The organism is Sphingomonas aestuarii, from assembly GCF_054457155.1.
Genome location: NZ_JBTKVV010000002.1, coordinates 414,605 through 437,803, shown reverse-complemented (window position 1 = coordinate 437,803; position 23,199 = coordinate 414,605). Strand labels below are relative to the sequence as shown.

Annotated in this window: 25 protein-coding genes and 1 riboswitch; of the genes, 14 read left to right on the top strand and 11 right to left on the bottom strand. The window is 64.1% G+C overall.

Translation table 11 applies throughout. The annotated features are described in order from the left end of the window. Window positions 1-137: 137 nt before the first annotated feature. Window positions 138-327, bottom strand: a riboswitch (cobalamin riboswitch). A gap of 43 nt (window positions 328-370) precedes the next feature. Continuing rightward, window positions 371-592 (bottom strand): hypothetical protein, encoded by a 222-nt coding sequence (locus ACX0GZ_RS05325; RefSeq protein ID WP_458814110.1) that lies wholly within the window; start codon window positions 590-592, stop codon window positions 371-373. A gap of 94 nt (window positions 593-686) precedes the next feature. Beyond that, window positions 687-989 carry a polyhydroxyalkanoic acid system family protein gene (locus ACX0GZ_RS05320; RefSeq protein WP_458814108.1) on the bottom strand — a complete coding sequence of 101 codons (303 nt, stop codon included), beginning with the start codon at window positions 987-989 and terminating at the stop codon, window positions 687-689. Window positions 990-1,094: 105 nt separating this feature from the next. Here ACX0GZ_RS05320 and lnt point away from each other — a divergent pair, with 105 nt between their 5' ends. The 3 genes from lnt (at window position 1,095) to ACX0GZ_RS05305 (ending at window position 4,973) form a co-directional block, all read left to right on the top strand. Further along, entirely contained in the window at window positions 1,095-2,636 is a 1,542-nt protein-coding gene (gene lnt, locus ACX0GZ_RS05315) for an apolipoprotein N-acyltransferase (protein ID WP_458814106.1), read from the top strand. 77 nt (window positions 2,637-2,713) lie between these two features. Continuing rightward, the gene (metK, locus tag ACX0GZ_RS05310) at window positions 2,714-3,925 is read left to right on the top strand and encodes a methionine adenosyltransferase (RefSeq protein ID WP_458814104.1); all 1,212 of its coding nucleotides are present in this window, start codon (window positions 2,714-2,716) and stop codon (window positions 3,923-3,925) included. Window positions 3,926-4,112: 187 nt separating this feature from the next. Then, window positions 4,113-4,973, top strand: a complete 861-nt coding sequence (locus ACX0GZ_RS05305) for a hypothetical protein (RefSeq protein WP_458814102.1) — start codon at window positions 4,113-4,115, stop codon at window positions 4,971-4,973. On the opposite strand, the gene ACX0GZ_RS05300 is transcribed toward ACX0GZ_RS05305, so the two are convergent. The 4 genes from ACX0GZ_RS05300 to ACX0GZ_RS05285 are packed head-to-tail and all read right to left on the bottom strand — an operon-like array spanning window position 4,970 to window position 8,260. Then, window positions 4,970-5,239 (bottom strand): hypothetical protein, encoded by a 270-nt coding sequence (locus ACX0GZ_RS05300; protein WP_458814100.1) that lies wholly within the window; start codon window positions 5,237-5,239, stop codon window positions 4,970-4,972. The genes ACX0GZ_RS05305 and ACX0GZ_RS05300 overlap by 4 nt on opposite strands. Window positions 5,240-5,284: 45 nt before the next feature. Further along, on the bottom strand, window positions 5,285-5,563 hold the full coding sequence (locus tag ACX0GZ_RS05295; protein WP_458814098.1) for a UvrB/UvrC motif-containing protein: 279 nt from the start codon (window positions 5,561-5,563) through the stop codon (window positions 5,285-5,287). Continuing rightward, window positions 5,550-6,164: a phosphatase PAP2 family protein gene (locus tag ACX0GZ_RS05290; protein WP_458814096.1), complete on the bottom strand. Its 615-nt coding sequence runs from the start codon at window positions 6,162-6,164 to the stop codon at window positions 5,550-5,552. The genes ACX0GZ_RS05295 and ACX0GZ_RS05290 overlap by 14 nt, the downstream gene beginning before the upstream one ends. After that, window positions 6,161-8,260 (bottom strand): catalase, encoded by a 2,100-nt coding sequence (locus ACX0GZ_RS05285; protein ID WP_458814094.1) that lies wholly within the window; start codon window positions 8,258-8,260, stop codon window positions 6,161-6,163. The genes ACX0GZ_RS05290 and ACX0GZ_RS05285 overlap by 4 nt, the downstream gene beginning before the upstream one ends. Window positions 8,261-8,368: 108 nt before the next feature. Between ACX0GZ_RS05285 and trmB the strand changes: the two genes are divergently transcribed. Further along, on the top strand, window positions 8,369-9,061 hold the full coding sequence (gene trmB / locus ACX0GZ_RS05280) for a tRNA (guanosine(46)-N7)-methyltransferase TrmB (RefSeq protein WP_458814092.1): 693 nt from the start codon (window positions 8,369-8,371) through the stop codon (window positions 9,059-9,061). On the opposite strand, the gene ACX0GZ_RS05275 is transcribed toward trmB, so the two are convergent. Continuing rightward, entirely contained in the window at window positions 9,062-10,162 is a 1,101-nt protein-coding gene (locus ACX0GZ_RS05275) for a GNAT family N-acetyltransferase (protein ID WP_458814090.1), read from the bottom strand. Between the two features lie 105 nt (window positions 10,163-10,267). Here ACX0GZ_RS05275 and ACX0GZ_RS05270 point away from each other — a divergent pair, with 105 nt between their 5' ends. Continuing rightward, complete coding sequence (locus ACX0GZ_RS05270) at window positions 10,268-10,729, top strand: DUF2721 domain-containing protein (protein ID WP_458814088.1); 462 nt, start codon at window positions 10,268-10,270, stop codon at window positions 10,727-10,729. 2 nt (window positions 10,730-10,731) lie between these two features. Then, the gene (locus ACX0GZ_RS05265; RefSeq protein ID WP_458814086.1) at window positions 10,732-11,145 is read left to right on the top strand and encodes a DUF4345 domain-containing protein; all 414 of its coding nucleotides are present in this window, start codon (window positions 10,732-10,734) and stop codon (window positions 11,143-11,145) included. Between the two features lie 365 nt (window positions 11,146-11,510). Here the strand turns inward: ACX0GZ_RS05265 and ACX0GZ_RS05260 are convergent, their stop codons facing one another. Then, window positions 11,511-13,103, bottom strand: a complete 1,593-nt coding sequence (locus tag ACX0GZ_RS05260; protein WP_458814084.1) for an amidase — start codon at window positions 13,101-13,103, stop codon at window positions 11,511-11,513. 513 nt (window positions 13,104-13,616) lie between these two features. Between ACX0GZ_RS05260 and ACX0GZ_RS05255 the strand changes: the two genes are divergently transcribed. The 7 genes from ACX0GZ_RS05255 to ACX0GZ_RS05225 all read left to right on the top strand — a co-directional run bounded on the left by ACX0GZ_RS05255 (window position 13,617) and on the right by ACX0GZ_RS05225 (window position 19,429). Then, window positions 13,617-15,557, top strand: a complete 1,941-nt coding sequence (locus tag ACX0GZ_RS05255; protein WP_458814082.1) for a ribonucleoside-diphosphate reductase subunit alpha — start codon at window positions 13,617-13,619, stop codon at window positions 15,555-15,557. After that, window positions 15,548-15,742, top strand: a complete 195-nt coding sequence (locus ACX0GZ_RS05250) for a hypothetical protein (RefSeq protein WP_458814080.1) — start codon at window positions 15,548-15,550, stop codon at window positions 15,740-15,742. Before ACX0GZ_RS05255 ends, ACX0GZ_RS05250 begins: the two co-directional genes overlap by 10 nt. Window positions 15,743-15,847: 105 nt before the next feature. Next, the gene (locus ACX0GZ_RS05245) at window positions 15,848-16,171 is read left to right on the top strand and encodes a hypothetical protein (RefSeq protein WP_458814078.1); all 324 of its coding nucleotides are present in this window, start codon (window positions 15,848-15,850) and stop codon (window positions 16,169-16,171) included. Between the two features lie 7 nt (window positions 16,172-16,178). Next, window positions 16,179-16,358 (top strand): hypothetical protein, encoded by a 180-nt coding sequence (locus ACX0GZ_RS05240; RefSeq protein ID WP_458814076.1) that lies wholly within the window; start codon window positions 16,179-16,181, stop codon window positions 16,356-16,358. A 32-nt stretch (window positions 16,359-16,390) separates the two neighbouring features. Beyond that, complete coding sequence (locus ACX0GZ_RS05235; protein WP_458814074.1) at window positions 16,391-17,449, top strand: ribonucleotide-diphosphate reductase subunit beta; 1,059 nt, start codon at window positions 16,391-16,393, stop codon at window positions 17,447-17,449. A 184-nt stretch (window positions 17,450-17,633) separates the two neighbouring features. Further along, a complete protein-coding gene (locus ACX0GZ_RS05230) occupies window positions 17,634-18,578 on the top strand; it encodes a DNA cytosine methyltransferase (protein WP_458814340.1) in 945 nt (314 codons plus the stop codon). Further along, window positions 18,575-19,429, top strand: coding sequence for an NgoMIV family type II restriction endonuclease (locus tag ACX0GZ_RS05225; RefSeq protein ID WP_458814072.1), 855 nt, complete (start codon window positions 18,575-18,577; stop codon window positions 19,427-19,429). The genes ACX0GZ_RS05230 and ACX0GZ_RS05225 overlap by 4 nt, the downstream gene beginning before the upstream one ends. A gap of 467 nt (window positions 19,430-19,896) precedes the next feature. Here ACX0GZ_RS05225 and ACX0GZ_RS05220 read toward each other — a convergent pair whose 3' ends face one another. Then, window positions 19,897-20,517, bottom strand: coding sequence for a thermonuclease family protein (locus tag ACX0GZ_RS05220; RefSeq protein ID WP_458814070.1), 621 nt, complete (start codon window positions 20,515-20,517; stop codon window positions 19,897-19,899). 63 nt (window positions 20,518-20,580) lie between these two features. After that, the gene (locus ACX0GZ_RS05215) at window positions 20,581-20,709 is read right to left on the bottom strand and encodes a hypothetical protein (RefSeq protein WP_458814068.1); all 129 of its coding nucleotides are present in this window, start codon (window positions 20,707-20,709) and stop codon (window positions 20,581-20,583) included. 23 nt (window positions 20,710-20,732) lie between these two features. Between ACX0GZ_RS05215 and ACX0GZ_RS05210 the strand changes: the two genes are divergently transcribed. Then, a complete protein-coding gene (locus ACX0GZ_RS05210; RefSeq protein ID WP_458814066.1) occupies window positions 20,733-21,773 on the top strand; it encodes a serine hydrolase domain-containing protein in 1,041 nt (346 codons plus the stop codon). Here the strand turns inward: ACX0GZ_RS05210 and dacB are convergent. Continuing rightward, window positions 21,747-23,177, bottom strand: coding sequence for a D-alanyl-D-alanine carboxypeptidase/D-alanyl-D-alanine endopeptidase (gene dacB, locus ACX0GZ_RS05205; protein WP_458814064.1), 1,431 nt, complete (start codon window positions 23,175-23,177; stop codon window positions 21,747-21,749). The two genes, ACX0GZ_RS05210 and dacB, sit on opposite strands and share 27 nt — an antisense overlap. Window positions 23,178-23,199: the final 22 nt, after the last annotated feature.

Below are 23,199 nucleotides of genomic sequence, written 5' to 3'. Positions count from 1 at the left end.
TCGCCCCATCCGCGGTCGAGACGGCGGGGCAGCAACGACAATATCCGGCCCACCGGTTGCCCGGTGCGACTAGCGGCCATGACTGTCGTTTCGAAGGATGCGCGAACGCTCCGTCCCCGAATGGCTGAACCCGGCCACGGGTGAACGACGCGATGGCAGGTCTCCTGGCTCGCCGATCGTCGCTTTGCGGCCGTCTTCCCGGTGTTTGGGCACCAGTGACTAAGTGGCCGTAAGCTCCCGGCTTACAGTTGCGGGCACAGCGCCGGTATCGCACCGGCTTCCCTCTTCGCTCCCGGTTAGGGGAGAACCATCTGGTCGCGCCCCTAGTGCGGCGGGACGGCTCGTGTCAATTCAGCGATTGAAAGGGGATTCAGCGAAGCGCGGCATCGCTCGCGATCGACGCGAGCCGGTCACGCTCGGCAAGGAGCGCGACCGACGCTTCCGCCGTGCCCGCATCGGGCATGTGATATCCGTAATAGACACGGTGCGTGTCGCGCCCCACGGCAAAACCGCCCAGCACATAGCCGGTGCTCAATCCGATCAACGATATGCCGATCAACCAGATCGCGGCCTTGGCAGCCCAACCGGTCATGGTTCACTCCCTTTACTGCCCGCCGCATCAATGCGGAGCAGCGCAAGGGGTTCCCAACGCCCTCCCCCACTCCGTTCGTGGGTGGTTACCAGCCCTATTTCAGCAACTTGGTCCCATTGTCCGCCAGCTTCTCGCGGATCTTGTTCGCGAACATCGCCAGGAAGGGCGGCAGGTCCACCGTTGCCTTCACCACATCCTCCGCCACATCCAATCGGCTCGCCACGCGCTGGCCCATGCCCTCGATCGTAAAATAGAGCGTATCGCCGTCCCAGCGATTGTCGGTCAACGCGCCGCCGGGGATCAGATCGGCGATCTTGCCCACCCCGCCCGAAATCCGCGCGCGCGCGCCTTCGCGGCCCAGTTTGTGGGGAATATCGACGGTGATCGGCTCGGCCATCGGGCGCTCCTCAAGTGGATTAAGCGACTAATACGCTTAGGTAGGGCCTCGGCTCCCGCGTGCCAAGCCTTGCGCGACGCCCGCTTCCCGGCAATAGCGCCAGCCATGCGTCGATCCTGGACCGCTCCGCTGCTCGCCATCGCCTCGGGCTTCGCCTCCGCGCTGGGATTTGCGCCGACCGACTGGTGGCCGGTTACGCTGGTTGCGGTCGCGGTGTTGCTGTGGCTGGTCCATGACGCACCCAGCTTCAAACGCGCGCTCCTGATCGGCTGGTTGTTCGGCGTCGCGCATTTCACGCTCGGCAATAGCTGGATCCAGCACGCCTTCGACTATCAGCAGGAAATGCCGCCCGAGCTTGGCTATGGCGCGGTGGTTCTGCTGGCGCTCTACCTCGCCGTTTATCCCGCCGCCGCCGCAGGGCTGGCCTGGCGCTGGGGGCGCGTGACTGGCGGGCCACCCGACGAACGCTATGTGCTGGTGTTCGCAAGCGCGTGGATCGTGACCGAATGGCTGCGCGCGTCGATGTTCACGGGGTATAGCTGGAATCCGCTGGGCATGGTCTGGCTTGCCCCCGGCGTCGCGCAGATCGCGAGTTTCATCGGCACCTATGCGCTTTCCGGTCTTGTCGTGCTGGCGAGCGGCGGGGGGCTGTTGCTGGCGGCGGGGCTTCGCTGGCGATTGGGCGCGATCGTCGCGGTCCCGGTAGTCGCGTCATTCTTCGTCCAGCCTGGCGCGCAGCCCAACTATGCTGCCGACCACGCGCGCGTCCGCGTGGTCCAGCCCAATATCGGTCAGGAAAATGTCGGCACGCCGGGCTACAAGGAAGATGTCTTCCAGCGCCAGTTGAGCCTGAGTGGCGGCCCGGCCCCCTATCCCCGCATCCTCGCCTGGCCCGAGGGGACGGTGAATTACTATCTGGAGGACGATTACCCGTTCGAATGGTATGAAGGCGTCTCCCCCGCCGTCATCCGCGCCCGCATTGCCGCGCGGCTGGGCGAGCGGGACATCGCACTGGTCGGCGGGACCGCGCTGATCTTCGGTGCGGACGGCGAACTCGATGGCGCGGGCAATTCGGTGTTCGCGATTGCGCCCTCGGGCGAACTGGCGGGCCGCTATGACAAGGCGCATCTGGTGCCCTACGGCGAGTATCTGCCGATGCGCTCGATCCTCCAGCCGCTCGGCCTGTCGCGGCTCGTCATGGGCGACATCGATTTCCTCCCCGGCCCCGGTCCGGCCAATCTGTCGATCCCCGGCATCGGTCTGGCGGGGATGCAAATCTGTTACGAGATCATCTTTTCCGGCCAGGTCGTGAACGATGCGGCACGCCCGCAATTCCTGTTCAACCCGTCGAACGACGCCTGGTTCGGCTATACCGGCCCGCCCCAGCATCTGGCGCAGGCGCGGATGCGCGCGATCGAGGAAGGGCTGCCGATCCTGCGTTCCACCCCTACCGGCATCTCCGCCGTCATCGGCGCGAAGGGCGAGCTGATCGCGGCAATCCCGAGGGGTGTCGAGGGCGCGATCGAAGTCCCCCTGCCCGCGCCTCGCGAGCCCACCATCTTCGCGCGCGTCGGCAACTGGATGGTGATCCTGTCGGCACTCCTCCTGATCGCGATCGCATTTGCGTTCCGCCGCGCAAGGCGTTAGGAACGCCATATAAGGAAAGCTTTATATCAGGCATGGCAACGGCCCGGCTTTCCTCTGGTCCCACACAAGGAAAACACATGCGTTCCAATTATCTCTTCACGTCCGAATCGGTTTCCGAAGGCCACCCGGACAAGGTTTCCGACCAGATTTCGGACGCGATCGTCGATCTGTTCCTGGGCATCGATCCCGAAGCGCGCGTCGCCTGCGAAACGCTGACCACCACCCAGCTCGTGGTTCTGGCCGGTGAAATCCGCGGCAAGGGGATTTACGAAAACGGCGAATGGGCGCCCGGCATTCTCGACCGCGTCGAACAGACGGTTCGCGATACGGTAAAGCGGATCGGGTACGAGCAGGACGGCTTTCACTGGCAGACGCTGCGCTTTGAAAACAACCTGCATGGACAATCCGCGCACATCGCGCAGGGCGTGGACGCATCGGGCAACAAGGACGAAGGCGCCGGCGATCAGGGGATCATGTTCGGCTATGCCGCCAACGACACCCCCGACCTGATGCCCGCGACGCTCGATTACAGCCACAAGATCCTGCAGGCCATGGCCACCGATCGCCATTCGGGCGCGGCCCCCTTCCTCGAGCCCGACGCCAAGAGCCAGGTGACGCTGCGTTACGAAGGCAGCAAGGCCGTCGCCTGCACCGCCATCGTCGTGTCGACCCAGCACTCCGAAGGATACGACCAGGGCGAGCAGGAAGCCGAGCTGAAGGCCTATGTGAAGGCGGTGGTCGCCAAGGTGATCCCGGCCGAATTGCTGTCGGACGAAACCGAATATCACATCAACCCGACCGGCAGCTTCGTGATCGGTGGACCCGATGGCGATGCGGGCCTGACCGGGCGCAAGATCATCGTCGACACTTATGGCGGTGCGGCCCCGCACGGCGGCGGCGCGTTTTCGGGCAAGGATCCGACCAAGGTCGATCGCTCGGCCGCGTACATCACCCGGTATCTGGCGAAGAACATCGTCGCGGCGGGCCTGGCGCAGCGCTGCACCATCCAGCTCGCCTATGCGATCGGCGTGTCCAAGCCGCTGTCGCTCTATGTCGACACCCACGGCACCGGCACCGTCGGCGACGACAAGATCGAGGAAGCCATCGCCCGCATCGAAAAGCTGGGTGGCCTGACCCCACGCGGCATCCGCCTGCACCTCGGCCTCAACAAGCCGATCTACGCCCGCACCGCCGCCTATGGCCATTTCGGCCGCAAGGCGGACGGCGATTTCTTCCCCTGGGAAAAGACCGATCTGGTCGATGATCTGAAGGCTGCGCTGGCGGCGTAAGCCTCACGCACTCGGCCGAAATGAAAAGGCCTGCGCTACCGGTCCCCGAGATGGGTGGAGCGCGGGCCTTTCTTGCATGCGACACACATGCTCACCCCCGTCAACCCGCACTTGTTCGACGCTATCTCTTCGCACACCTGTTTGACGCAAGGGCCTGAATCCGCTTAGCTTCCCGCAGGGGGAGCTAATGTCGGAAGAAACGATCAGCCTGTATTTCGGGTTAAAGAAAGGGGCTACCGCCGATCTTGAAATTATATCGGCTGCCGCAATCGCTTGGGTTGAGACCTTACGCGCTGCGGCTCAAGCCATTGACCCGAATAGTGACGTTCGAGTTCAACTAGTTAACGTCGACCAGAGCAGCGCGGTCTATAATGTCATTGCGGATTGGTTTGAGCGCAACGTAGAGCCGAAACTAGATCGTCTAGCAAAAGGCCGGGAGCGAAATCCGCGATCTAGAAGAATGGTTGTAGGGCTCGCTGCCTTCACCATTACGACGGCCTATCCCACTTACGACGCCTATTTCGGTGATGCTTATACTCAAGAAGACCGTGAGCGGGACAAGCGCATCGAAGATAAACTCAACAAGAGCTTGGCGCTTGAAACGGCAAAGCAGAAATTTTTCCGGACGATGGAACGTGAGAGAGCAATTACTTCGGTAGCGATCAAAGAGCGACCCGACTCTGACCCCATTGTTTCAGTAGAAAGCTCTGAATTTCCGATAGCGGGAGGAGTATTCGCCCTCGAAGAAGAAGGGGTGCAGGAGCGGATCACGCAGACAGTGTTAGACGTTGTTCTCGTCAAACCTGCGTTGGTTCACACACCGCGTTCATGGACCTTCAAGCCAGACGGCCTCGCAGAATTTGACGCTGTGATGCGTGACGCGAAGGTTCTCCAAGCAATTCAGGACAGAGGGTTTCCTGCCCAGATGAAAGAGGGCGTTCGGATGACGATCCGCATCGAAGCGCGTGAAGTGCAGGTCGATGGTCAATGGAAGCTCGTCCGAGGCGGCCGCTCAGTAATGCGAGTGATAGCGCCCAAATTCGACTAACCGTCTTTCCCGGCGATCCAAAACGAAATGATCAACCCGACGAGGGCAACACAAGCGATAAGAAACGTAAGACCGGGCGATAAACGCCAAAATCCGAACAGCGCGATAACGGTCGTTAGCGTAATGGCCAAACCAGCGAGCCAGCGGCGGGTCGATTCCTTGGGCACGGTGGCGGTCATAGCGACAAAAAGCCTCAAATGTGATAAATTATCGCGTTTCGCATCGTAGCACACGATGAGGCGATCGCGAAATTTGAGATATTTCAACTATTTGATTCGATTAGGAAAATTGCGCTGGCATCGGACCGCGCTTCACCGCCGTCGACTGCGACCCGTCGTCATCGGATCGGGCTTCTTCGGACGGGTCCACCCTTCCGGCGCATCACGCTTGGGCCGTTCCGACCCAATACCCATCGCGCCGGGCTGCTGGCGTTTGAGCCCGGCGAAATCGGCGTCGGCGGCGTCGCCACCCGCTGCCTGCCGCCGCACCGCGATCTCGTTGCGGAGCGCCGCTGCGCGCTCGAAATCCTGTGCTTGCGCTGCCGCCGCCATTTCGGCGGTCAGGCGCGCGATGACGTCATCGCTTGCCATCGATCGCAGCCTTTTCGAACGCGCGCGCGACCAGCCATTCGCTGGCCAGCCCGACGATCGCACCTGCTGCGATGTCGATCGGGAAATGCGTGCCGCGCACCGGCTGGATCGCGGCGATCGCTGCCGCGCCCAGTGCGGCGGACGTGTTGGTGGCGGGATATTCGCGCGCGATCGCCCGCGTCACCGCGACCGCGCCTGCGGTATGCCCTGAGGGAAAGCTGTTCATCGGCCCGTCGTCGGTATCACCCGGCGTGATCCGATGTTGGTGATGCGTGGTGAACGCTCCGGGGCGCGCGCGATCGACGCGCTGTTTGATCAGCGTCTTGATCGCGGTCGCGACCAGATGGCTCGCCAGCATCCGCGCACCCGTCTGCGCCAGCCGTGCATCGTCGCGCACCAGCCCCACAGCCAATGTCGCCACCGAAAGCGCGATCAGCGGCGGTTGATCGGCAATTTCGCTGACGGCACCCAGCGCCTTAACCGCCGGATGATCCTGATAGCGCGCTGCCGCGTGACCGATCGCGATATCGGCCTTTTCCACACGCGTGGCGGCGCGCCTGGTATCGCGCGCCGCCTGTTCCGCCCTGGTCTTTTTCGTCACGCGAGCATGCGCACGCCGGGCTCGCGATCGTAGAAGCGATGTTTCGCCGCCTCGACGAAGCCGCCCAGATCGGTGACGCCCGCATCCGGCTCGACGCCCGCCTTGTCGAGCAGCGCCTGCGCGCCGTCATTGGCACCGATTGCCTTCAGGTGACCGAACGCATCCATCGCGAACTGCACCGCCGCGCCTTCCTTGGTCAGCGCCTTGGCGCCGTCCGCCGACAGGATGATCGCCACCGCGTCGAAGATCTGGCTGGGCGTGCCCGCCAACTGCCCGTCCGCTGCGCGCATCTTGCCATCGGCCAGCTTCGCGCCGCCGACCTTGGGCGCGACGATCATCACCGTGCCGCCCGCCTTTTCGACCGCGGCCTTCACCTTGTCGATCTCCGCGCCGTCCGAACCATTGGCGATCAGGATGCCGACCTTGCGGCCCTCCAGTGTCGCCTTCATGTTCTTGTGGATCGACAGTGCATCGCTCGGCTTCATGTCCACAGGCTCGCGCGCGGCCTTTGCTTTCGATGGCAGGTCGATGGCCAGCCCGTCGGCAACGCGCTTCGCCAGTTCCTCATCGACATTGCGCAGATTGGCGACCATCCGCGGGCGCACCTGTTCGAGTCCGACCTTCGAGAGTTCGAAAACGAAGGACGACGCGATATGTGCCTTTTCATGGTCGTCCTGCGATTTCCAGAACAGCCGGGCCTGGCTGTAATGGTCGGCGAACAGTTCGGCACGCACGCGCAGCTTCTCACCGCTCTCGTCCGATCCGGTCGCGGCATCGACGGTGACGAAGCCCTTGGCCGCGCTCTCACGCGGGCCGCCTTCTTCGCCATGCTCGGCCAGGCTGTTGGGTTCATAGTTCGCGCGCCCCTTGGGCACCATCGTCTGCATCATTCCGTCGCGCTGGAAATTATGCATCGGGCATTTGGGCGCATTGACCGGAATCTGGTGGAAATTGGTCGTCCCCAGCCGCGACTTCTGCGTGTCGAGATAGCTGAACAGCCGTCCCTGGAGCAGCGGATCGTTCGAGAAATCGATGCCGGGCACGATGTTCGACGGCAGGAACGCGACCTGCTCGGTCTCGGCAAAGAAATTGTCGACATTGCGGTTGAGCGTCATCTTGCCGATGATTCGCACGGGAATATCGTCCTCGGGGATCAGTTTGGTCGCGTCGAGCACGTCATAGGGCTGCGCCTCGGCAAAGGCTTCGTCGAACACCTGAATGCCCAGTTCCCATTCCGGGAAGTCGCCGCCGTCGATCGCCTCGAACAGGTCGCGGCGGTGATAGTCGTTGTCCGCGGCCTGCAATTTCAGCGCCTCGTCCCAGATCGTCGACTGGATGCCGAGCACCGGCTTCCAGTGGAATTTGACGAAGCTCGCCTTGCCCTTCTCGTTCACCAGCTTGAACGTGTGGACGCCGAAGCCTTCCATCATGCGCAAGCTACGCGGCAACGTGCGGTCGGACATCGCCCACATCAGCATGTGGGTCGTCTCCGGCATCAGGCTGGCCCAGTCCCAGAACGTGTCGTGCGCACTGCCGGCCTGGGGATAGGCGCGATCGGCCTCCATCTTCACCGAATGGACCAGGTCGGGGAACTTGATCGCATCCTGGATGAAAAACACCGGGATGTTGTTGCCGACCAGATCCCAATTGCCTTCCTTGGTGTAGAATTTGACGGCGAAGCCGCGCACGTCGCGCGGCGTATCGACCGATCCGGCACCGCCCGCGACCGTCGAGAAGCGCACGAACACCTCCGTCTTCTCGCCCTTTTTGAACACCGCCGCGCGGGACAGGTCGGAAATATCGTCGGTCGCCTCGAACACGCCGTGCGCGCCCGATCCGCGGGCATGGACGATGCGTTCGGGAATACGCTCGTGATCGAAGTGGAAGATTTTTTCGCGCAGGACGAAGTCTTCGAGCAGCGTCGGTCCCCGTGCGCCGGATTTCAGGCTGTTCTGGTTGTCGCTGATCGGAACGCCGTGGTTGGTCGTCAGCACCGCCGCGTCTCCGCTCGCCTGCTGGTGCGTCTCTCCGCCATTGCCTTTTACGGTCTTGAATTGCTCGCCGGCCATGATGCCCTCCTGTATGGGTTCGGACATGCAACACGCAGCAACAGGCAAAGGTCCCCCGACTGATCCGGATCAGTATCATTCCTGATGGGCATCGCCTTGGACATGGCCAACTCTGGAGACTAAGGGACGCGCGAAATGAACGATCCCACCACCATCCGCCGCCTTTACGGCCGACGACAGGGCCATAAATTGCGCACCGGCCAGGCCGCGCTCGTCGAGGAATTGCTGCCCAAGCTGGAAGTCCCCGAAACCGGCGCGCTCGACGCGACGTTGCTGTTCGGCGACGCCCCTGGATCGCGGCGCCCGCTCGAATTCGAGATCGGCTTCGGCAGCGGCGAGCATCTCGCGGGCCAGGCCGAAGCACGGCCCGACCACGGCTTTATCGGCTGCGAGCCCTTTATCAACGGCGTGGTCGGCGCGCTGACCCATGTCCGCGACCGCGACCTCAGCAATGTCCGCATCCATATGGGCGACGCGCTGGAAGTGCTCGAGCGTTTTCCAGATGCGAGTTTGAGCCGCGTGTATCTGCTCCATCCCGACCCCTGGCCCAAGGCGCGGCACGCCAAGCGCCGGATGATGAATCACGGTCCGATGGACCTGATCGCCGCCAAGCTGAAACCGGGCTGCGAGTTCCGTCTGGGCACCGACGACCCGACCTATTGCCGCTGGTCGATGATGGTGATGGACCAGCGCCGCGATTTCGAATGGCAGGCGGCATCTGCGCAGGATTTCCTGACCCGCCCCGCCGACTGGCCGGAAACGCGTTACGAACGCAAGGCGCGGCGCAAGGGCCACGAAGTCTGGTATTTCCGCTATTTGCGAGTCTGATCAGACCGCAGGTCTATGCCCACTTCGCGCCCAAGCCCATCCCAATGCATCCGCCGCGATACCCGCAATCCCCGGTCGCACGAACAGCCAGTCGCGGATCGCGGGGCCATCCTCGGCGCCGATGGTGCGCTTGTAGCCGCTGTCGCCTGCGCCCCAATCGACGCGCGTGATGCCGTCGCCCAGCGCACGGACCAGATTGCGGTAATAAAGCAATTTCCCCGGCGAATGCTTGGCGTAGGCGGGCAGGTAGCTGTTGGCGATGGCGTATTTCAGGTCGCCGGCGTTGAGGTCGAACGAGAATGCCGCGGGCTTGCCATCGACGCGGAGCACCGCCGCCCACATCGCGCCGGCGATCACCGGGTCCGCCGCCGCCAGCCGCCAGAAATGGCCATGCGCGTCGCTGGCGAACTTGGCGTCGCGCCCATCGGTCCGTTCGCCGATCCAGCTGCCGCGTTCGATATCGGCGAGTGCATCGAATGCCGCCTCGTCCCAGCCCGCGTCATGCACGAAACGCCAGTCGAGCGGGCCATGTTCGCCCAGATGCTTTTCGTGAAAGCGGTTCTTGCGCAGCGTCGAGTTGCGCGGCCAGGTCCCCTCGGCGCGCAGTCCGGCCATGTCGAGCACGAAGCTTTCGGCGACGAAGCGCGACACCGCGCGCCAGCCGCACCGCTCGGCCGCGGCGCGCAATCCTTCGAGTGCCGGATCGCCATCATAGACCGGCCCGAATCGCAGCACGCGAGTATCGCGCGCGACCGCATCCAGCAGCGCATCGAACGCGCCCGGCCCCGCCTCCCCCGCCACGGGGAAACTGCGAAACGGCCAATAGCTGCCCGCGACCATCGCCATCTTCAGGCCCCGAGGGCCGACCGATACGGCAGGCAACGCGATTACGGGCAGGCCGTCGCGCTCCACCACCCAGGTGCGCGGCCGTCCACCATAGGCCCGAACCGCAGCAGCGAACCAGCCATGCCGCAGGAAGCGGTGCGTGGGCGCGCCGCATTCGGCGACCGCATCGATCGCCGTCGAGAGCCCGTCGCGCACCAGCACGGCGTGCCGGTTGGCGAAGCTGGCGCGGTCGCCTGCAACGATGGGAGCGTTCATCACCCGATGCCCCTACGCCCAAATGCGTTACCAACCGGTGGAAATCGGTCCACAGCATCAAGTGGCTTGCAGCACGGGACGGCCCCGCGCCATAGTCGCTGCGCAATGGAATTTTCCCCCGGCATCTCGACCGTCGCCGCGACGATCCAGTCCGCGATCGCGCCCGTCTTCCTGCTTGCCGGGATCGGCGCGATTCTGAACGTGCTGGCCGGGCGGCTGGCGCGCATCGTCGATCGGGCGCGCACGCTGGAAAAACTGCACCCGGCATCGACCGGCCCCGAACATGACCGGCACGTCTGGGAATTGCGGCTGCTCGACCGGCGGATCACCGTCATCAACGGCGCGCTTTCGCTCTGCGTGCTGAGCGCGGTGGCAATCTGCCTGGTCGTCGCGCTGCTGTTCGTCGGCGCGCTGACGAACCTGTCGATCGGACGGATCGTCGCCTTCGCCTTCATCCTGTCGATGGCGGTGCTCACGATCGGGCTGATCCTGTTCCTGATCGAGGTTCAGATGTCGCTGAAAGCCATCCATGTCCGCGCCGAACTGCTGGAGCGCGACGCAACGTGAGAATGTCGGTCGAACGCCGATTGCTTCAGGGCGTGATCGCTGCAACCTGCACCGTATCGCTTTCGGCCTCGGTCACTTCGATCCTGTCGGGGCCGGGCTGGCTGATGGCGGACGGCTATGTCGCGACCGATCTCGACAGCCATTTCCGTTACCTTTCGGGGCTGCTGCTCGCCATCGCGATCGGATTTCTGAGCTGCATGCGCAGGATCGAGCAAAAAGGGCCACGGCTTAGGTTGCTGGCGCTGATCGTGGTCGTGGGTGGCCTGTCGCGGGCATACAGCATCGGTGTGGTCGGTTTGCCGTCCTTCGGTCATCTCGGCGGGCTGACGATCGAACTGGTGATCGTGCCGCTGGTCACCGCGTGGCAATGGTCGTTCGCGCGGCGCGCCAATCGGGAAGCGGCGGCGCTGCTTTAGGGTCCAAACTCAATCAGGAGATCGACGTGACGGAGCCGATTTTGGTGTCAGGCAAGGCGCGAGGAAGGCGCGATGCTTGAGCATCGTGCCCGATGAGCAACGCTGCCTGGCGCCGAAATCGGCCCGCCGCAAAGCGGTCGCCCGGAGCGGCGGGTGGGCGCCGTCAGGCCGCTTGCGCGTAGCGCCGCTACGCGTCTGCGCGACCTTCCTTGCCCACCCGCCGCTCCGGGCGATCACGTCGACCTCCTGATTGAGTTTGGACCCTATCGACCTCTCCCCCGCTTGTTTCGAACGAAGTCGAGAAACGTGGTTCCGGCGCGCGCAAGCGTTTCTCGACTTCGCTCGAAACGAACGGGTTGGGAATATTATCGCGCGCCCTCCAGCCCCTCGCCCGTCTCGACGCTCGGCAGATAGCGCGGCGGCTGACGCAACTTGCCCGCACGTTCGAACACATATCCCGCGCCCAGCAGCAGCCCGTCGCTGTGCGCGGGGCCGATGAAGGACATTCCGACCGGCAAGCCATCGACCAGCCCTATCGGCACGGTCAGGTGCGGATAGCCCGATACCGCGGCCAGCCGACTTGCGCTCGGCCCGCCGAAATTGTCGCCGTGGACCGGATCGCTCAACCAGGCCGGGCCATTCGACGGCGCGACGTAGAGCTGCGCATTGGCCGCTTTCAGGATCGCGTCGATCCCTTGCGGCCCCGCCTGTCGCCGCGCCTTGGCCAACGCTTCCTTATAGGCCGGATCGTCCAGCCCCTTGGTATCTTGCGCCATCGCAAAGATTTCCTGCCCGAAATAGGGCATTTCGCGCGCGGCCTCGCGCGTGTTGAACGCCATCACATCGGCCAGCGTCCGCGTTTTCACCGCGGCGGGCGTGGTGGCGAGATAGGCGTTCAGATCGGCCTTCAACTCCGCGAGCAGCACCGCGAACTCGGCGTCGCCAAGGCCCGGCAAGTCGGGCATCCTGGCATCGACCAGCACCGCGCCTTCAGCCTTCAACACCGCAAGCGCGGCGTCGTAGCGCGCTTCGATCTCGTCCGACATGGTGGGACGCAGCACCGCGATCCGCACGCCTTTAAGCGACGCGCTCGACAGATCGGCCGCATAATCGCGCCGGTGGCGATCGGCGTCCTTGGTCGTCGCATCCGCATAGTCGCTGCCGATCATCGCAGAGAACAGCGCGGCGACATCGGCGACGCTGCGGCCCATCGGCCCGGCAATGTCCTGGCTGTGGCTGATCGGCACGATATGGGTGCGGCTGATCAGGCCCATCGTCGGCTTCAACCCCACCAGGCCGTTGATGGCGGCGGGACAGGTGACCGATCCGTCGGTTTCGGTGCCCACACCGACCGCGGCATAGCTCGCCGCGATCGCCGCCCCGGTGCCCGACGACGATCCGCAGGCCGACCGGTCGAGCGCATAGGGGTTCCTGACCAGCCCGCCGACCGCGCTCCACCCGCTCATCGATTCGGTCGACCGGATGTTCGCCCATTCGGAAAGGTTGGTCTTGCCCAGGATCACCGCGCCTGCCGCGCGCAGCTTTGCCACCACCGGCGCGTCGCGGCGGGTGACGTTGTCTGCGAGCGCCAGGCTCCCTGCGGTGGTCGGCAACCCCCCACGCGTTTCGATATTGTCCTTCACCACCACCGGCACGCCGTGCAGCGGCCCGCGCACCCGCCCGGCACGGCGTTCGGCGTCCATCGCGCGTGCTTCGGCGATCGCGCCGGGTTCGACCGCGATCATCGCGCGGAGAGTCGGGCCTTTGCGATCCATCGATTCGATTCGGGCCAGATAGGCAGCGGCAATCGCCTCGCTCGACACCTCGCCGCGCGTCATCATCGCCTGAAGCTCGGCGACCGATCGCTCCTCGACCGTAACGCTGCGCGTCTGCGTGACCGGATCGTCGGGCGTCGCCGCGCCCATCGCCCCCAACGCCGCCAGCCAGTGCCAGATCATCGCATTATCCCCCGCTACGGGTCGTTCCGCCCCCCCAACACCGTGGATGGGATCGGATCGGACACCCCCGTTCGATCAAAGGCTAGTCGGCCAACGCGCCGCAACACAAGCACTTGTGGTTGCTGGTGCATTCAGGACTCATCCGACGAAATAAATTTCGCGTTCGATTCCTGTTCGCTTGCGTTTTCCGGAACCCCCATAACGCCGCGCGTCGCGGCCGGTTCGGCAATGGCGCCACGCGACGAAGCGAGCCTTTTCATCGACCAACAGTTGGATGAACAAAAGATTTACAGGCTTGCGTCGAAAGCCGTTTGGCCACAATCTCTAGTGGTCACGACGGGGGACAAGCGCTAGCACTGGTATGCCAGCCACGCGATGCTATTTCGGGTGGGGGCTGGCTTTGCGCCCTTTCGATGGCCGCGGACCCGATTTGTTCTGTGGCCTCCACCCCGTCCGAAATGCTATCACTGGGGCTTGTCCCCGAGTCGAACGAATTAGGAACGGGGGCCAGTCATGGATTTCAGGGAAACGCAGGATGATCGCGTGAACGATACCGCCACCCACACCGCCGAAGCGCCCGTCGCGGACGCTGCCCACAACGCCCGCGCGCCCAAGCGCGAAGGCGCGGTAAAGACCGTCGACAGCAAGTCGGTAATCCCCTCGCCCTATCCGGTCGAGGTCGATCACAGCCGCGACGCGCTGCTGACCGAATTCGGCAAGGATACCCTGAAGGACCGCTATCTGCTGCCCGGCGAATCGTTCCAGGATCTGTTCGTGCGGGTGGCGTCGGCTTATGCCGACGATGCCGATCACGCGCAGCGCCTCTACGACTATATCTCGAAACTGTGGTTCATGCCCGCGACGCCGGTGCTGTCGAACGGCGGCACGGGGCGTGGCCTGCCGATCAGCTGCTATCTCAATTCGGTCCCCGACAGCCTTGAGGGCATCGTCGAGACCTGGAACGAGAATGTTTGGCTCGCGTCGCGCGGCGGCGGCATCGGCACCTATTGGGGCGCGGTGCGCGGCATCGGCGAGCCGGTCGGTCTGAACGGCAAGACCAGCGGCATCATCCCGTTCGTGCGCGTCATGGATTCGCTGACGCTCGCGATCAGCCAGGGCTCGCTGCGTCGCGGCTCGGCGGCCTGCTATCTCGACGTGAGCCACCCGGAAATCGAGGAATTCCTCGAAATCCGCAAACCGAGCGGAGACTTCAACCGCAAGGCGCTGAACCTCCATCACGGCGTCCTCATCCCCGACGAATTCATGGAATGCGTCCGTTCGGGCGGCGAATGGACGCTGCGCAGCCCCAAGGACGGGTCCGAGCGCGGCAAGGTCGATGCGCGCGCCTTGTTCCAGAAGCTGGTCGAAACCCGCCTCGCCACCGGCGAGCCGTACATCGTGTTCAGCGATCATGTGAACTCGGCGATGCCCAAGCATCACCGCGATCTGGGGCTGAAGGTTTCGACCTCCAACCTCTGCTCGGAAATCACGCTGCCCACCGGCCGCGACCATCTGGGCAATGATCGCACCGCGGTCTGCTGCCTGTCGTCGCTCAATCTCGAAACCTGGGACGAATGGAACGGCGACAAGCGCTTCATCGAGGACGTGATGCGCTTCCTCGACAACGTCCTGACCGATTATATCGAGCGCGCGCCCGACGAGATGGCCCGCGCGCGTTATTCGGCGGAACGCGAACGCTCGGTCGGGCTGGGCGTCATGGGCTTCCACAGCTTCCTCCAGGCGCGCGGCCTGCCGATGGAAGGCGCGATGGCCAAGTCGTGGAACCTGCGCATGTTCAAACACATCAGCGGCCAGGCGAACGAGGCGTCGATGGCGCTGGCGGTCGAGCGCGGCCCCTGCCCCGACGCCGCCGAGATGGGCGTGATGGAGCGCTTCTCGTGCAAGATGGCGATCGCGCCCACCGCGTCGATCTCGATCATCTGCGGCGGCACGTCGGCGTGCATCGAGCCGATCCCGGCCAATATCTACACCCACAAGACGCTGTCGGGGTCGTGGTCGGTCAAGAACCCGTATCTGGAAAAGCTGCTCAACGAAAAATCCAAGAATTCGGACAATGTCTGGAATTCGATTCTGGAAAAGGGCGGCAGCGTCCAGCATCTCGACTTCCTGAGCCATGAAGAAAAGGACGTGTTCAAGACGTCGTTCGAACTCGACCAGCGCTGGCTGCTCGAACTTGCCGGCGACCGCGCGCCGTTCATCGATCAGGCGCAGTCGCTCAACCTGTTCATCCCGGCCGACGTCGACAAATGGGATCTGCTGATGCTCCATTTCCGCGCGTGGGAACTGGGGATCAAGTCGCTCTATTATCTCCGCTCCAAATCGGTGCAGCGCGCCGGCTTTGCGGGCGGGGTCGAGGCCGACAACACCTCCGAACTCGCCAAATATGATCTGGGCGAGAGCACGGATTATGACGAATGCCTGGCATGTCAGTAGTCGAAGGCCCCTTTATCGCCGCCAGCGACACCGATCCGCTGGTCGATGCCGGGCCGACGCTGACCCCAGACGAACTCGTCACGCTCGCGACCCGCGCGTTGAAGCGTCCGGAATCGATCAGCGTCGATGAAATCCGCGTCCTCGCCGCCTCGGTCCTGACCGAGGCGACGGGACAGGCAGCGTAAGTCATGCCTGCGCGCGCCCCCTCTCCAACCGCGCTCACCCTGAGCTTGTCGAAGGGTGTTGCCACCCGGCTTCGACGGGCTCAGCCTGAGCGCGGGGGAACAGGTGTGCGCATTTTTGCTGTGATCGCCGCCGCCGCGACGCTTTCCGCCTGCGCGTCGCAGGTCGCATCGGGGGTCGATCCCGCCGCCCCCGGTTTCTTCTGGGGCGTGTGGCACGGCTTCATCTTTCCGGTCGCCTGGATCCTGTCGCTGTTCGTCGCCGACATCGCCATTTACTCCGTTCCCAATAACGGCGGCTGGTATGATTTCGGCTATTTCATCGGCGTCGTGTTCTTGGGCGTCGGCGCGCGCAGCAGCCGCACCGTCTATCGCACCCGCGTCGTCGAACGCCCCGCCCGGCGCGGCACCGTGATCGAGAACGAGCGGTAAGGCGACCATGAAAACCACGCTCACCGCGCTGACCGTCATCGCCTTCGTCGTCGCGATCGCCTGTCTGTTCCAGTCCCGCAACGGCGCCTCCAAGGCACCGCGCCTGATGGCGATCTGTGCGGGGCTAGCCATTGCCGCGGGGCTGGTGCTCGGCACCTTCGCCCTCGTCGCCCAACCCACCGTTTAGTCCGCCATTCAGCCCGTAAAGGAGCGCGTTCCATGTCCCTTCTCGAAGCCCGCAAGACCTACAAGCCCTTCGAATATCCCTGGGCGTACGATTTCTGGAAACGCCAGCAGCAGATCCACTGGATGCCGGAAGAAGTCCCGCTGGGCGAGGATTGCCGCGACTGGGCACAGAAGCTGACCGATCACGAGCGCAACCTGCTCACCCAGATCTTCCGCTTCTTCACCCAGGCCGATGTCGAGGTGCAGGATTGCTATCACGAGAAATACGGCCGGGTGTTCAAACCGACCGAGGTCAAGATGATGCTTGCCGCCTTCTCCAACATGGAAACGGTGCACATCGCCGCCTACAGCCACCTTCTTGACACGATCGGCATGCCGGAAAGCGAATATGGCATGTTCCTCGAATATGCCGAGATGAAGGACAAGCACGATTATCTGCAGAATTTCGGCGTCGATACCGATGAGGATATCGCCAAGACGCTGGCGATGTTCGGCGGCTTCACCGAAGGGCTGCAATTGTTCGCCAGCTTCGCGATGCTGATGAACTTTCCGCGCTTCAACAAGATGAAGGGCATGGGCCAGATCGTGTCGTGGAGCGTGCGCGACGAAAGCCTGCACTGCGAAGGCATCATCCGCCTCTATCATGCCTTCACCAAGGAGCGCGATTGCCTGACCAAATCGGTCAAGAGCGACATCATGGACATGTGCCAGACCACGGTGCGGCTGGAGGATGCGTTCATCGACCTGGCGTTCGAACAGGGTCCGGTGACCGGCATGACGCCCAAGGAAATCAAGAAATACATCCGCTACATCGCCGACTGGCGGCTGGGGCAGCTTGGGCTGAAGCCGATCTACATGATCGACGAACACCCCCTCCCCTGGCTCGCCCCGCTGCTCAACGGCGTCGAACACGCCAATTTCTTCGAACAGCGCGCGACCGAATATTCGAAGGGCGCGACGCGGGGCAACTGGAACGAGGTATGGGACAGCTTCGACAAGCGCCAGAAGGCAAAGGTTGTCGCGCCTGCGAATGAGGATGCGGACGGCGGCGAGGGGGATATGTTCTCGCGGGCTGGGGTGGCGGCGGAGTGAGGCGCGTCGCGCAGCGGATTAGCGAACGCTAATCCGCGCTACCGGCGGCGCGCCCGGCCGGCGGCGCTACAGCGCCGACCGACGCCACGGGCTTTCCCCGTGGCGGGCGATAAGCAAAAACGCCACCCTTGACCGGAACGTATTGGGAACATATCGTCCCCGCTTCTCAACCGTGAGCGAAGTTATGCAGTCGATCGAATTTTGCGCCGGTGCGGGTGGGCAGGCTCTTGGCATCGAACAAGCCGGTTTCGGACATACCGCTCTGGTCGAGATCGAACCGGACTTCGCCAAAACCCTGCGATTGAACCGTCCCAGTTGGGACGTCCACACCGCCGACATGAACGATTTCGACGGGCGGCCCTATAAGGGCGTTGATTTGTTCGCAGCGGGGCTCCCTTGTCCGCCATTCTCGGTGGCGGGCAAGCAACTGGGCGATAAGGACGAACGCAATCTGTTTCCAGCCGCATTGCGCCTGATCGACGAAATTCGGCCACGCGCCGTGATGATCGAGAATGTACGTGGATTTTTGTCCGCCGTTTTCGAGGATTACCGGAACAATCTGCGCCGCCAGCTCGAAAAGCTGGGCTACCAAACCGAATGGCGGTTGCTCAACGCGTCGGACTTCGGCGTTTCCCAGCTCCGCCCCCGCGTCGTCATCGTCGCTGTCAGGAAAGACATGACCGATCTTTTCGACTGGCCGACCGCTCAACCGCACAATCCCGCGCCCGTTGGCTACCTGCTTCGTGATTTGATGGGAGCCAATGGCTGGCGTGGTGTCGATGTCTGGGCTCGGTGCGCCAATGACATTGCACCCACGATCGTCGGCGGTTCGAAAAAACATGGTGGACCCGATCTCGGTCCCACTCGCGCCCGAAAGGCATGGGCGTCGCTCGGGGTTGAGGGACGCAGCCTGTCGGACGATGCGCCGCCTTCCGATTTCGTCGGAATGCCACGATTGACGGTGCGGATGGTCGCTCGCCTGCAAGGCTTTCCCGACCACTGGCAATTCTACGGCCGCAAGACGACCGCCTATCGCCAGGTCGGCAACGCCTTCCCCCCGCCGGTGGCCTGTGCCGTCGCCCGCAACCTGCGTGTCGCCATGTCGGTAAGAAAATTGTTCGCGGCATGACGGTCGCTTCGCTCACCGCTTTACGCGCCGAATTTCACGATCGTTTGTGCGACAGACTTTTGGTTTTATCGGACGGCGTCGCTTCGAACGCGGACGGTAGCCAGCAATCGAGCGTTCGCATCGCTGCCACTATTGCTGAAACTCTGGGAGCGCGCGACGGAAAGAAGCTTGCCGGTCAAACCGCCGGTGTGGAATTCGAAACCGCCGTGACCGCGTTTATCCAATCGGTATTCGCTCATCTGGCAACGATCCGTCCGGGCGAATGGAAAACCGAATGCATCAACGCGCGGTCCGAACTGGTGATCGCCCGCTATCAGCAATATTCGCATCTGGCCGAAGTACAGCGAATAACCAAAGCAAACCCCGATCTGGCGGCGTTCGTCGGCGGCGATTACGCGGTCGCATCCGATATCGTCATTTCCCGCACGCCACTTGCCGATGCGGCCTTCGCGAGCAGCGGTTTGGCGCTGGATGAAATTTCCGGTCTTCGCTCGCCGCTGCGACACCGAAACAACGCAATGCCGCTGATGCACGCGTCCGTTTCGTGCAAATGGACCATGCGCAGCGATCGCGCACAGAATTCCAGATTCGAAGCACTGAACCTGATCCGTAGCCGTAAGGGCCGCGTACCGCACATCGTTGTTGTCACCGGCGAACCATCACCCAGCCGTCTGGCTTCCTTGGCGCTCGGAACGGGCGATCTGGACTGCGTCTATCATTTCGCACTGCCGGAACTTGTCCAAGCGGTAGAAGCATTGGGACAAGACGAGGTGGTGAACCTTCTTGGCATGATGATCGAGGGCGATCGGCTGCGAGATATCGCAGACCTTCCCTTGGATTTGGCCAGTTGAGCGCTCGATCCGGCCTGACGATCTGTTTTGGAGGACCGCCGACGATCATTAAAGGGCGGACCGTCATGATGTGCATCAAATGCAAAAGCGAAGCGGTTTCGCGAGACGCGTGGGCGAACTGAGATGAACAAGACCAGGATTGGGTGCACGGCGCAGTCTTTGACCACGCACATTGCCATCAATGCGATGAGGAAACGACTCTCGTGGAGATAAAGCGCCAAACAGTAACGAACATTGTGGCTTAGTCGAAAAACTGACCCTCCCTGGTGCGATGTTTCCGCTGTCCTACAACGCCGCACTTTGCTTACTTCCCTTGGCGGACGGGCAGGGTGCGGAGGAGCAATGGCAGCGGCGTCAAAGCGCGGGGAAACGGCACCGAACACCGCCTCGTCCGCCCCCTCCCGCAAACCGCGCATTGGACCAACTTTCGACTAACCTTCCGAACGCCGTGCGGGCCACACCCTGCCTCAACACCACCCGCGACGTCCCTCGCCATACCAGCGCGCGACGCCCGCGCTCACCATCGCCTCGCCCACCGACTCGCCGCCGCGCGTGACGCGACGCAGCTTGCGGCCGTAGCGGTCCTCGTCGCGGTCGATGCGCTCCAGCGCGAAGGGGCCGGCGTTGAGCTGAACGATCAGCGCATCGGTCGCCCGCGCGCCCAGTCGTGCCTCAGACGCGCATTTGGGGCTGGAGACTTCGGGCGCGTTCAGATCGGCGATGCGGATCTTCTCGCCGTCCATCCAGAAGGTGTCGCCATCGACCACGCAGTTGACGCGCACCGGGCCGGAACAACGGTCGAACCGCGCATGGGCGACATCGCCTGCGCCTGCTCTGGCCTCTGTCTCCGGTTCCGCGCCCGGCACGACCAACCCGATCTCCGCCGCGCCCTCCGCGAACGCCCTGCCGTTCAACCAGTCGTCGGGCATTGCGGCAACGCTCAGCCCCGCCAAGATTCCGCCCAGCACGACCAGCCGCAACTCGCCCCAGCTGAACCGCATACCGCGCGCGCGCTTTCGCCCGCGCCCGAACTTGCCGTCGTTCGCGCCATGCCATCCGCGGCGGTGATTGGATCGGTTTCTTGTCATCGTCGCCGACGTTACCCGCGCGAGGATGACCAGCCGGTTGACGCCCAAACCGAACCGGGCGCATCACGCGCGCTGCGCCGCAGCCGGGCCACGATCCGGCGCACCCTGCGCGACCGGACGGCGCATTCGCCGTCGAAGGTCGGCCTTGTCCTTGACCTCCTCAGGCGGGAACTCGACAAGTTGTCGGATCAAGCCATCAGGAGTGCCGTCCGCCAATGCCATCGCTGACCGACATTGCTGACCGCGCATTCCAGCCTGCGGCCGCCAGCGTGGCGAGCGCGCGCATTCCGGGCGCGATCCTGGGGATCGTCGCGGCCGATGGACGCCGGGCGACCCGTGTGGCGGGACTGGCGCAGGTCGAGCCGGAAGCGGAGACGCTGACCGCAGATCACTGGTTTGACCTCGCCTCGCTGACCAAGGTGATCGCGACGACGCGGTTGGTGCTGCGGCTGGCGGAGGAGGGACGGATCGCCCTCGACCGGCCGTTGACCGACGCAATTCCCGACTTGCGGCAATATGATGTGGCGGGGGCAGCCGAACGGCGGCTGACGTTCCGCGATTGCCTGGCGCATCGCACCTTTCTGCCTGCGGTCGAGCCCCTCTACACCTATGGCGATGATCCCGACCGGCTGCGGGCGTTCGTGCTGCAACGCCAATGGCGGCACGGGCCGCCCGTTTATTCCGACATCAATTTCATCCTGCTGGGGATCGTGGTCGAGCGGCTGACGGGGGGATCCCTCGACGCCTTGCCGCTGGGCGATGGCCTGTCCTGGGGACCACCGCCCGGCCCGGCGGTCGCGACCGAACGGTGCAGTTGGCGCGGACAGGTGATGAAGGGCGCGGTGCATGACGAGAACTGTTTCGCGATGGGCGGGCGCACCGGTCATGCCGGGCTGTTCGGCACGGTCGCCGGAGTACTCGATTTCGCGGCCGGGTTGCTCGACGGCAGCGCATCGGCGTTCGAGATCGAGGCGATCCGCACGCGGGTTCACGCCAACCGCACGCATGGCTGGGAAGCGCGTGCCGATGGCTGGCCCGGCGGGGATGCGTGTTCGGATGCGACGATCGGGCATACCGGCTTTACCGGCACCGGGCTGTGGGTGGATTTCGAGCGCGGGCTTGCCTGGACATTGCTGACCAATCGCGTGCATCCAAGCCGTCATTCGGACAGCGGCATCGTCCGATTACGCCGCGAAACCGGCGACGCGGTTATCGCGGCCTGGGACCGATCAGTAAGCGTCGGCGATCAGGTTTAGCGCCGCGTCCACCGTGTCGCGCACCGATTTGTCGGCGGGCATGTCGTTGGCGAAGCTTGCAAAGGTCAGCGTCCGGCCGCTTTTGGCGGTGATGAACCCCGACAGCGCGTTCGACGCATTCAGGCTGCCGGTCTTGGCGAACAACCGTCCTTCGAGCGGCGTGCCGGTGAAGCGGCGCGACAGCGTGCCATCCTTGCCCGCAATCGGAAGCGTCTCGCGAAACGCCGCGCCCCAGGGGCGAGTCTGCGTCCAGCGCAGGAAGGTGACGGTGCCGCGCGGCGACAGACGATTATAGGTCGACATGCCGGAGCCGTCGGAAAAGTCGTACTGGTGCCGCGCGACGCCTGCGCGGGTCAGCATCGCCTCGATCGCCGCCTGTCCATCTGCGACCGATCCGCTGCCGGTGATTGCCGATGCGCGACGCAGCAGCAGATCGGCGTAGAGATTCTGGCTAACCTTGTTGGTGATGGTCAGCGTGTTGGACAGCGCGGGCGGCGTCAGCGTCGCAAGCGCGGGCTGGTTCGGCACTTGCGGCGCAGGCGCACCACGCGCGGGATCATCGGACGGCGAAATCGCGCGGTGGCGGGTGCCGACATCGCCGGTCACGCGAACCCCACGCGCCTCCAGCATCCGGCGCATCAGCCAGGCGGCGCGGTGGGCGGGGTCTTCGATGCCGACGCGGACCAACTCGGGCGCTGCACCGGCAGCGACGGTGCCCCACACACGCAGCCGCCCGCTGCCCGGCATCCGCATCGTCGACAGGTCGGTCTTTGTCCCAGTGGTGACGTGATTGTCGATCGCCTCATACCCATCGCCATCGATGCGCGCGGCCTCTCCGATCGCCCCGGGCGTGACCCTCACGCGCCATTCGTTGTCGTCGATCGACAGCGCGGAAATTGCGGTGCCGTAGCGGCTGGTCATGTTGTTCCAGCTCATCCCCGACGGCCAGCGCTCGTCGGGGAACAGCGTGTCGTCACCGATGACGTCGCCCACTACGCGCGTCCGAGCCGCAACCGCATCGGCGAGCGTGGAGAGGCAATCGACCGTGCAATCCGCCGTGCCCGACAGCCGCGGATCGCCGCGTCCGACCAGGATCACGTCGGGGCGCGGCCCTTCGCCCAACCGAACCTGCGTCCCGCCCACCGCGTCGGGGCCGTCGACGCTCAGCGTTTCATAGGCGAGCGCGGTCGAATACATCTTGGTATTGGAGGCGGGGACGAAGCGGTCGTCGGGGGCGATCGCCACGATCTCGCGCCCCTGATCGTCCACCACGACGAGGCCGAAGCGCGTGCCGGGTCCGGCCTCCGCCAGTTTCGCACGGACAGCGTCCTCGATTGGATCGCTGGCGGCAGCGGGCTGGGGCAGGGTGAGGAGCAGCAGGGCTGCGAGGGGCGCACGGATCATGGCGCTCAGGCTATCGGACGGG

Coding starts and splice junctions, on each gene's coding strand:
- ACX0GZ_RS05325 (WP_458814110.1), bottom strand. CDS start 592: ATGACCGGTTGGGCTGCCAAGGCCGCGATCTGGTTGATCGGCATATCG.
- ACX0GZ_RS05320 (WP_458814108.1), bottom strand. CDS start 989: ATGGCCGAGCCGATCACCGTCGATATTCCCCACAAACTGGGCCGCGAA.
- lnt (WP_458814106.1), top strand. CDS start 1,095: ATGCGTCGATCCTGGACCGCTCCGCTGCTCGCCATCGCCTCGGGCTTC.
- metK (WP_458814104.1), top strand. CDS start 2,714: ATGCGTTCCAATTATCTCTTCACGTCCGAATCGGTTTCCGAAGGCCAC.
- ACX0GZ_RS05305 (WP_458814102.1), top strand. CDS start 4,113: ATGTCGGAAGAAACGATCAGCCTGTATTTCGGGTTAAAGAAAGGGGCT.
- ACX0GZ_RS05295 (WP_458814098.1), bottom strand. CDS start 5,563: ATGGCAAGCGATGACGTCATCGCGCGCCTGACCGCCGAAATGGCGGCG.
- ACX0GZ_RS05285 (WP_458814094.1), bottom strand. CDS start 8,260: ATGTCCGAACCCATACAGGAGGGCATCATGGCCGGCGAGCAATTCAAG.
- trmB (WP_458814092.1), top strand. CDS start 8,369: ATGAACGATCCCACCACCATCCGCCGCCTTTACGGCCGACGACAGGGC.
- ACX0GZ_RS05275 (WP_458814090.1), bottom strand. CDS start 10,162: ATGAACGCTCCCATCGTTGCAGGCGACCGCGCCAGCTTCGCCAACCGG.
- ACX0GZ_RS05270 (WP_458814088.1), top strand. CDS start 10,268: ATGGAATTTTCCCCCGGCATCTCGACCGTCGCCGCGACGATCCAGTCC.
- ACX0GZ_RS05265 (WP_458814086.1), top strand. CDS start 10,732: ATGTCGGTCGAACGCCGATTGCTTCAGGGCGTGATCGCTGCAACCTGC.
- ACX0GZ_RS05260 (WP_458814084.1), bottom strand. CDS start 13,103: ATGATCTGGCACTGGCTGGCGGCGTTGGGGGCGATGGGCGCGGCGACG.
- ACX0GZ_RS05255 (WP_458814082.1), top strand. CDS start 13,617: ATGGATTTCAGGGAAACGCAGGATGATCGCGTGAACGATACCGCCACC.
- ACX0GZ_RS05250 (WP_458814080.1), top strand. CDS start 15,548: ATGTCAGTAGTCGAAGGCCCCTTTATCGCCGCCAGCGACACCGATCCG.
- ACX0GZ_RS05240 (WP_458814076.1), top strand. CDS start 16,179: ATGAAAACCACGCTCACCGCGCTGACCGTCATCGCCTTCGTCGTCGCG.
- ACX0GZ_RS05235 (WP_458814074.1), top strand. CDS start 16,391: ATGTCCCTTCTCGAAGCCCGCAAGACCTACAAGCCCTTCGAATATCCC.
- ACX0GZ_RS05230 (WP_458814340.1), top strand. CDS start 17,634: ATGCAGTCGATCGAATTTTGCGCCGGTGCGGGTGGGCAGGCTCTTGGC.
- ACX0GZ_RS05225 (WP_458814072.1), top strand. CDS start 18,575: ATGACGGTCGCTTCGCTCACCGCTTTACGCGCCGAATTTCACGATCGT.
- ACX0GZ_RS05220 (WP_458814070.1), bottom strand. CDS start 20,517: ATGACAAGAAACCGATCCAATCACCGCCGCGGATGGCATGGCGCGAAC.
- ACX0GZ_RS05210 (WP_458814066.1), top strand. CDS start 20,733: ATGCCATCGCTGACCGACATTGCTGACCGCGCATTCCAGCCTGCGGCC.
- dacB (WP_458814064.1), bottom strand. CDS start 23,177: ATGATCCGTGCGCCCCTCGCAGCCCTGCTGCTCCTCACCCTGCCCCAG.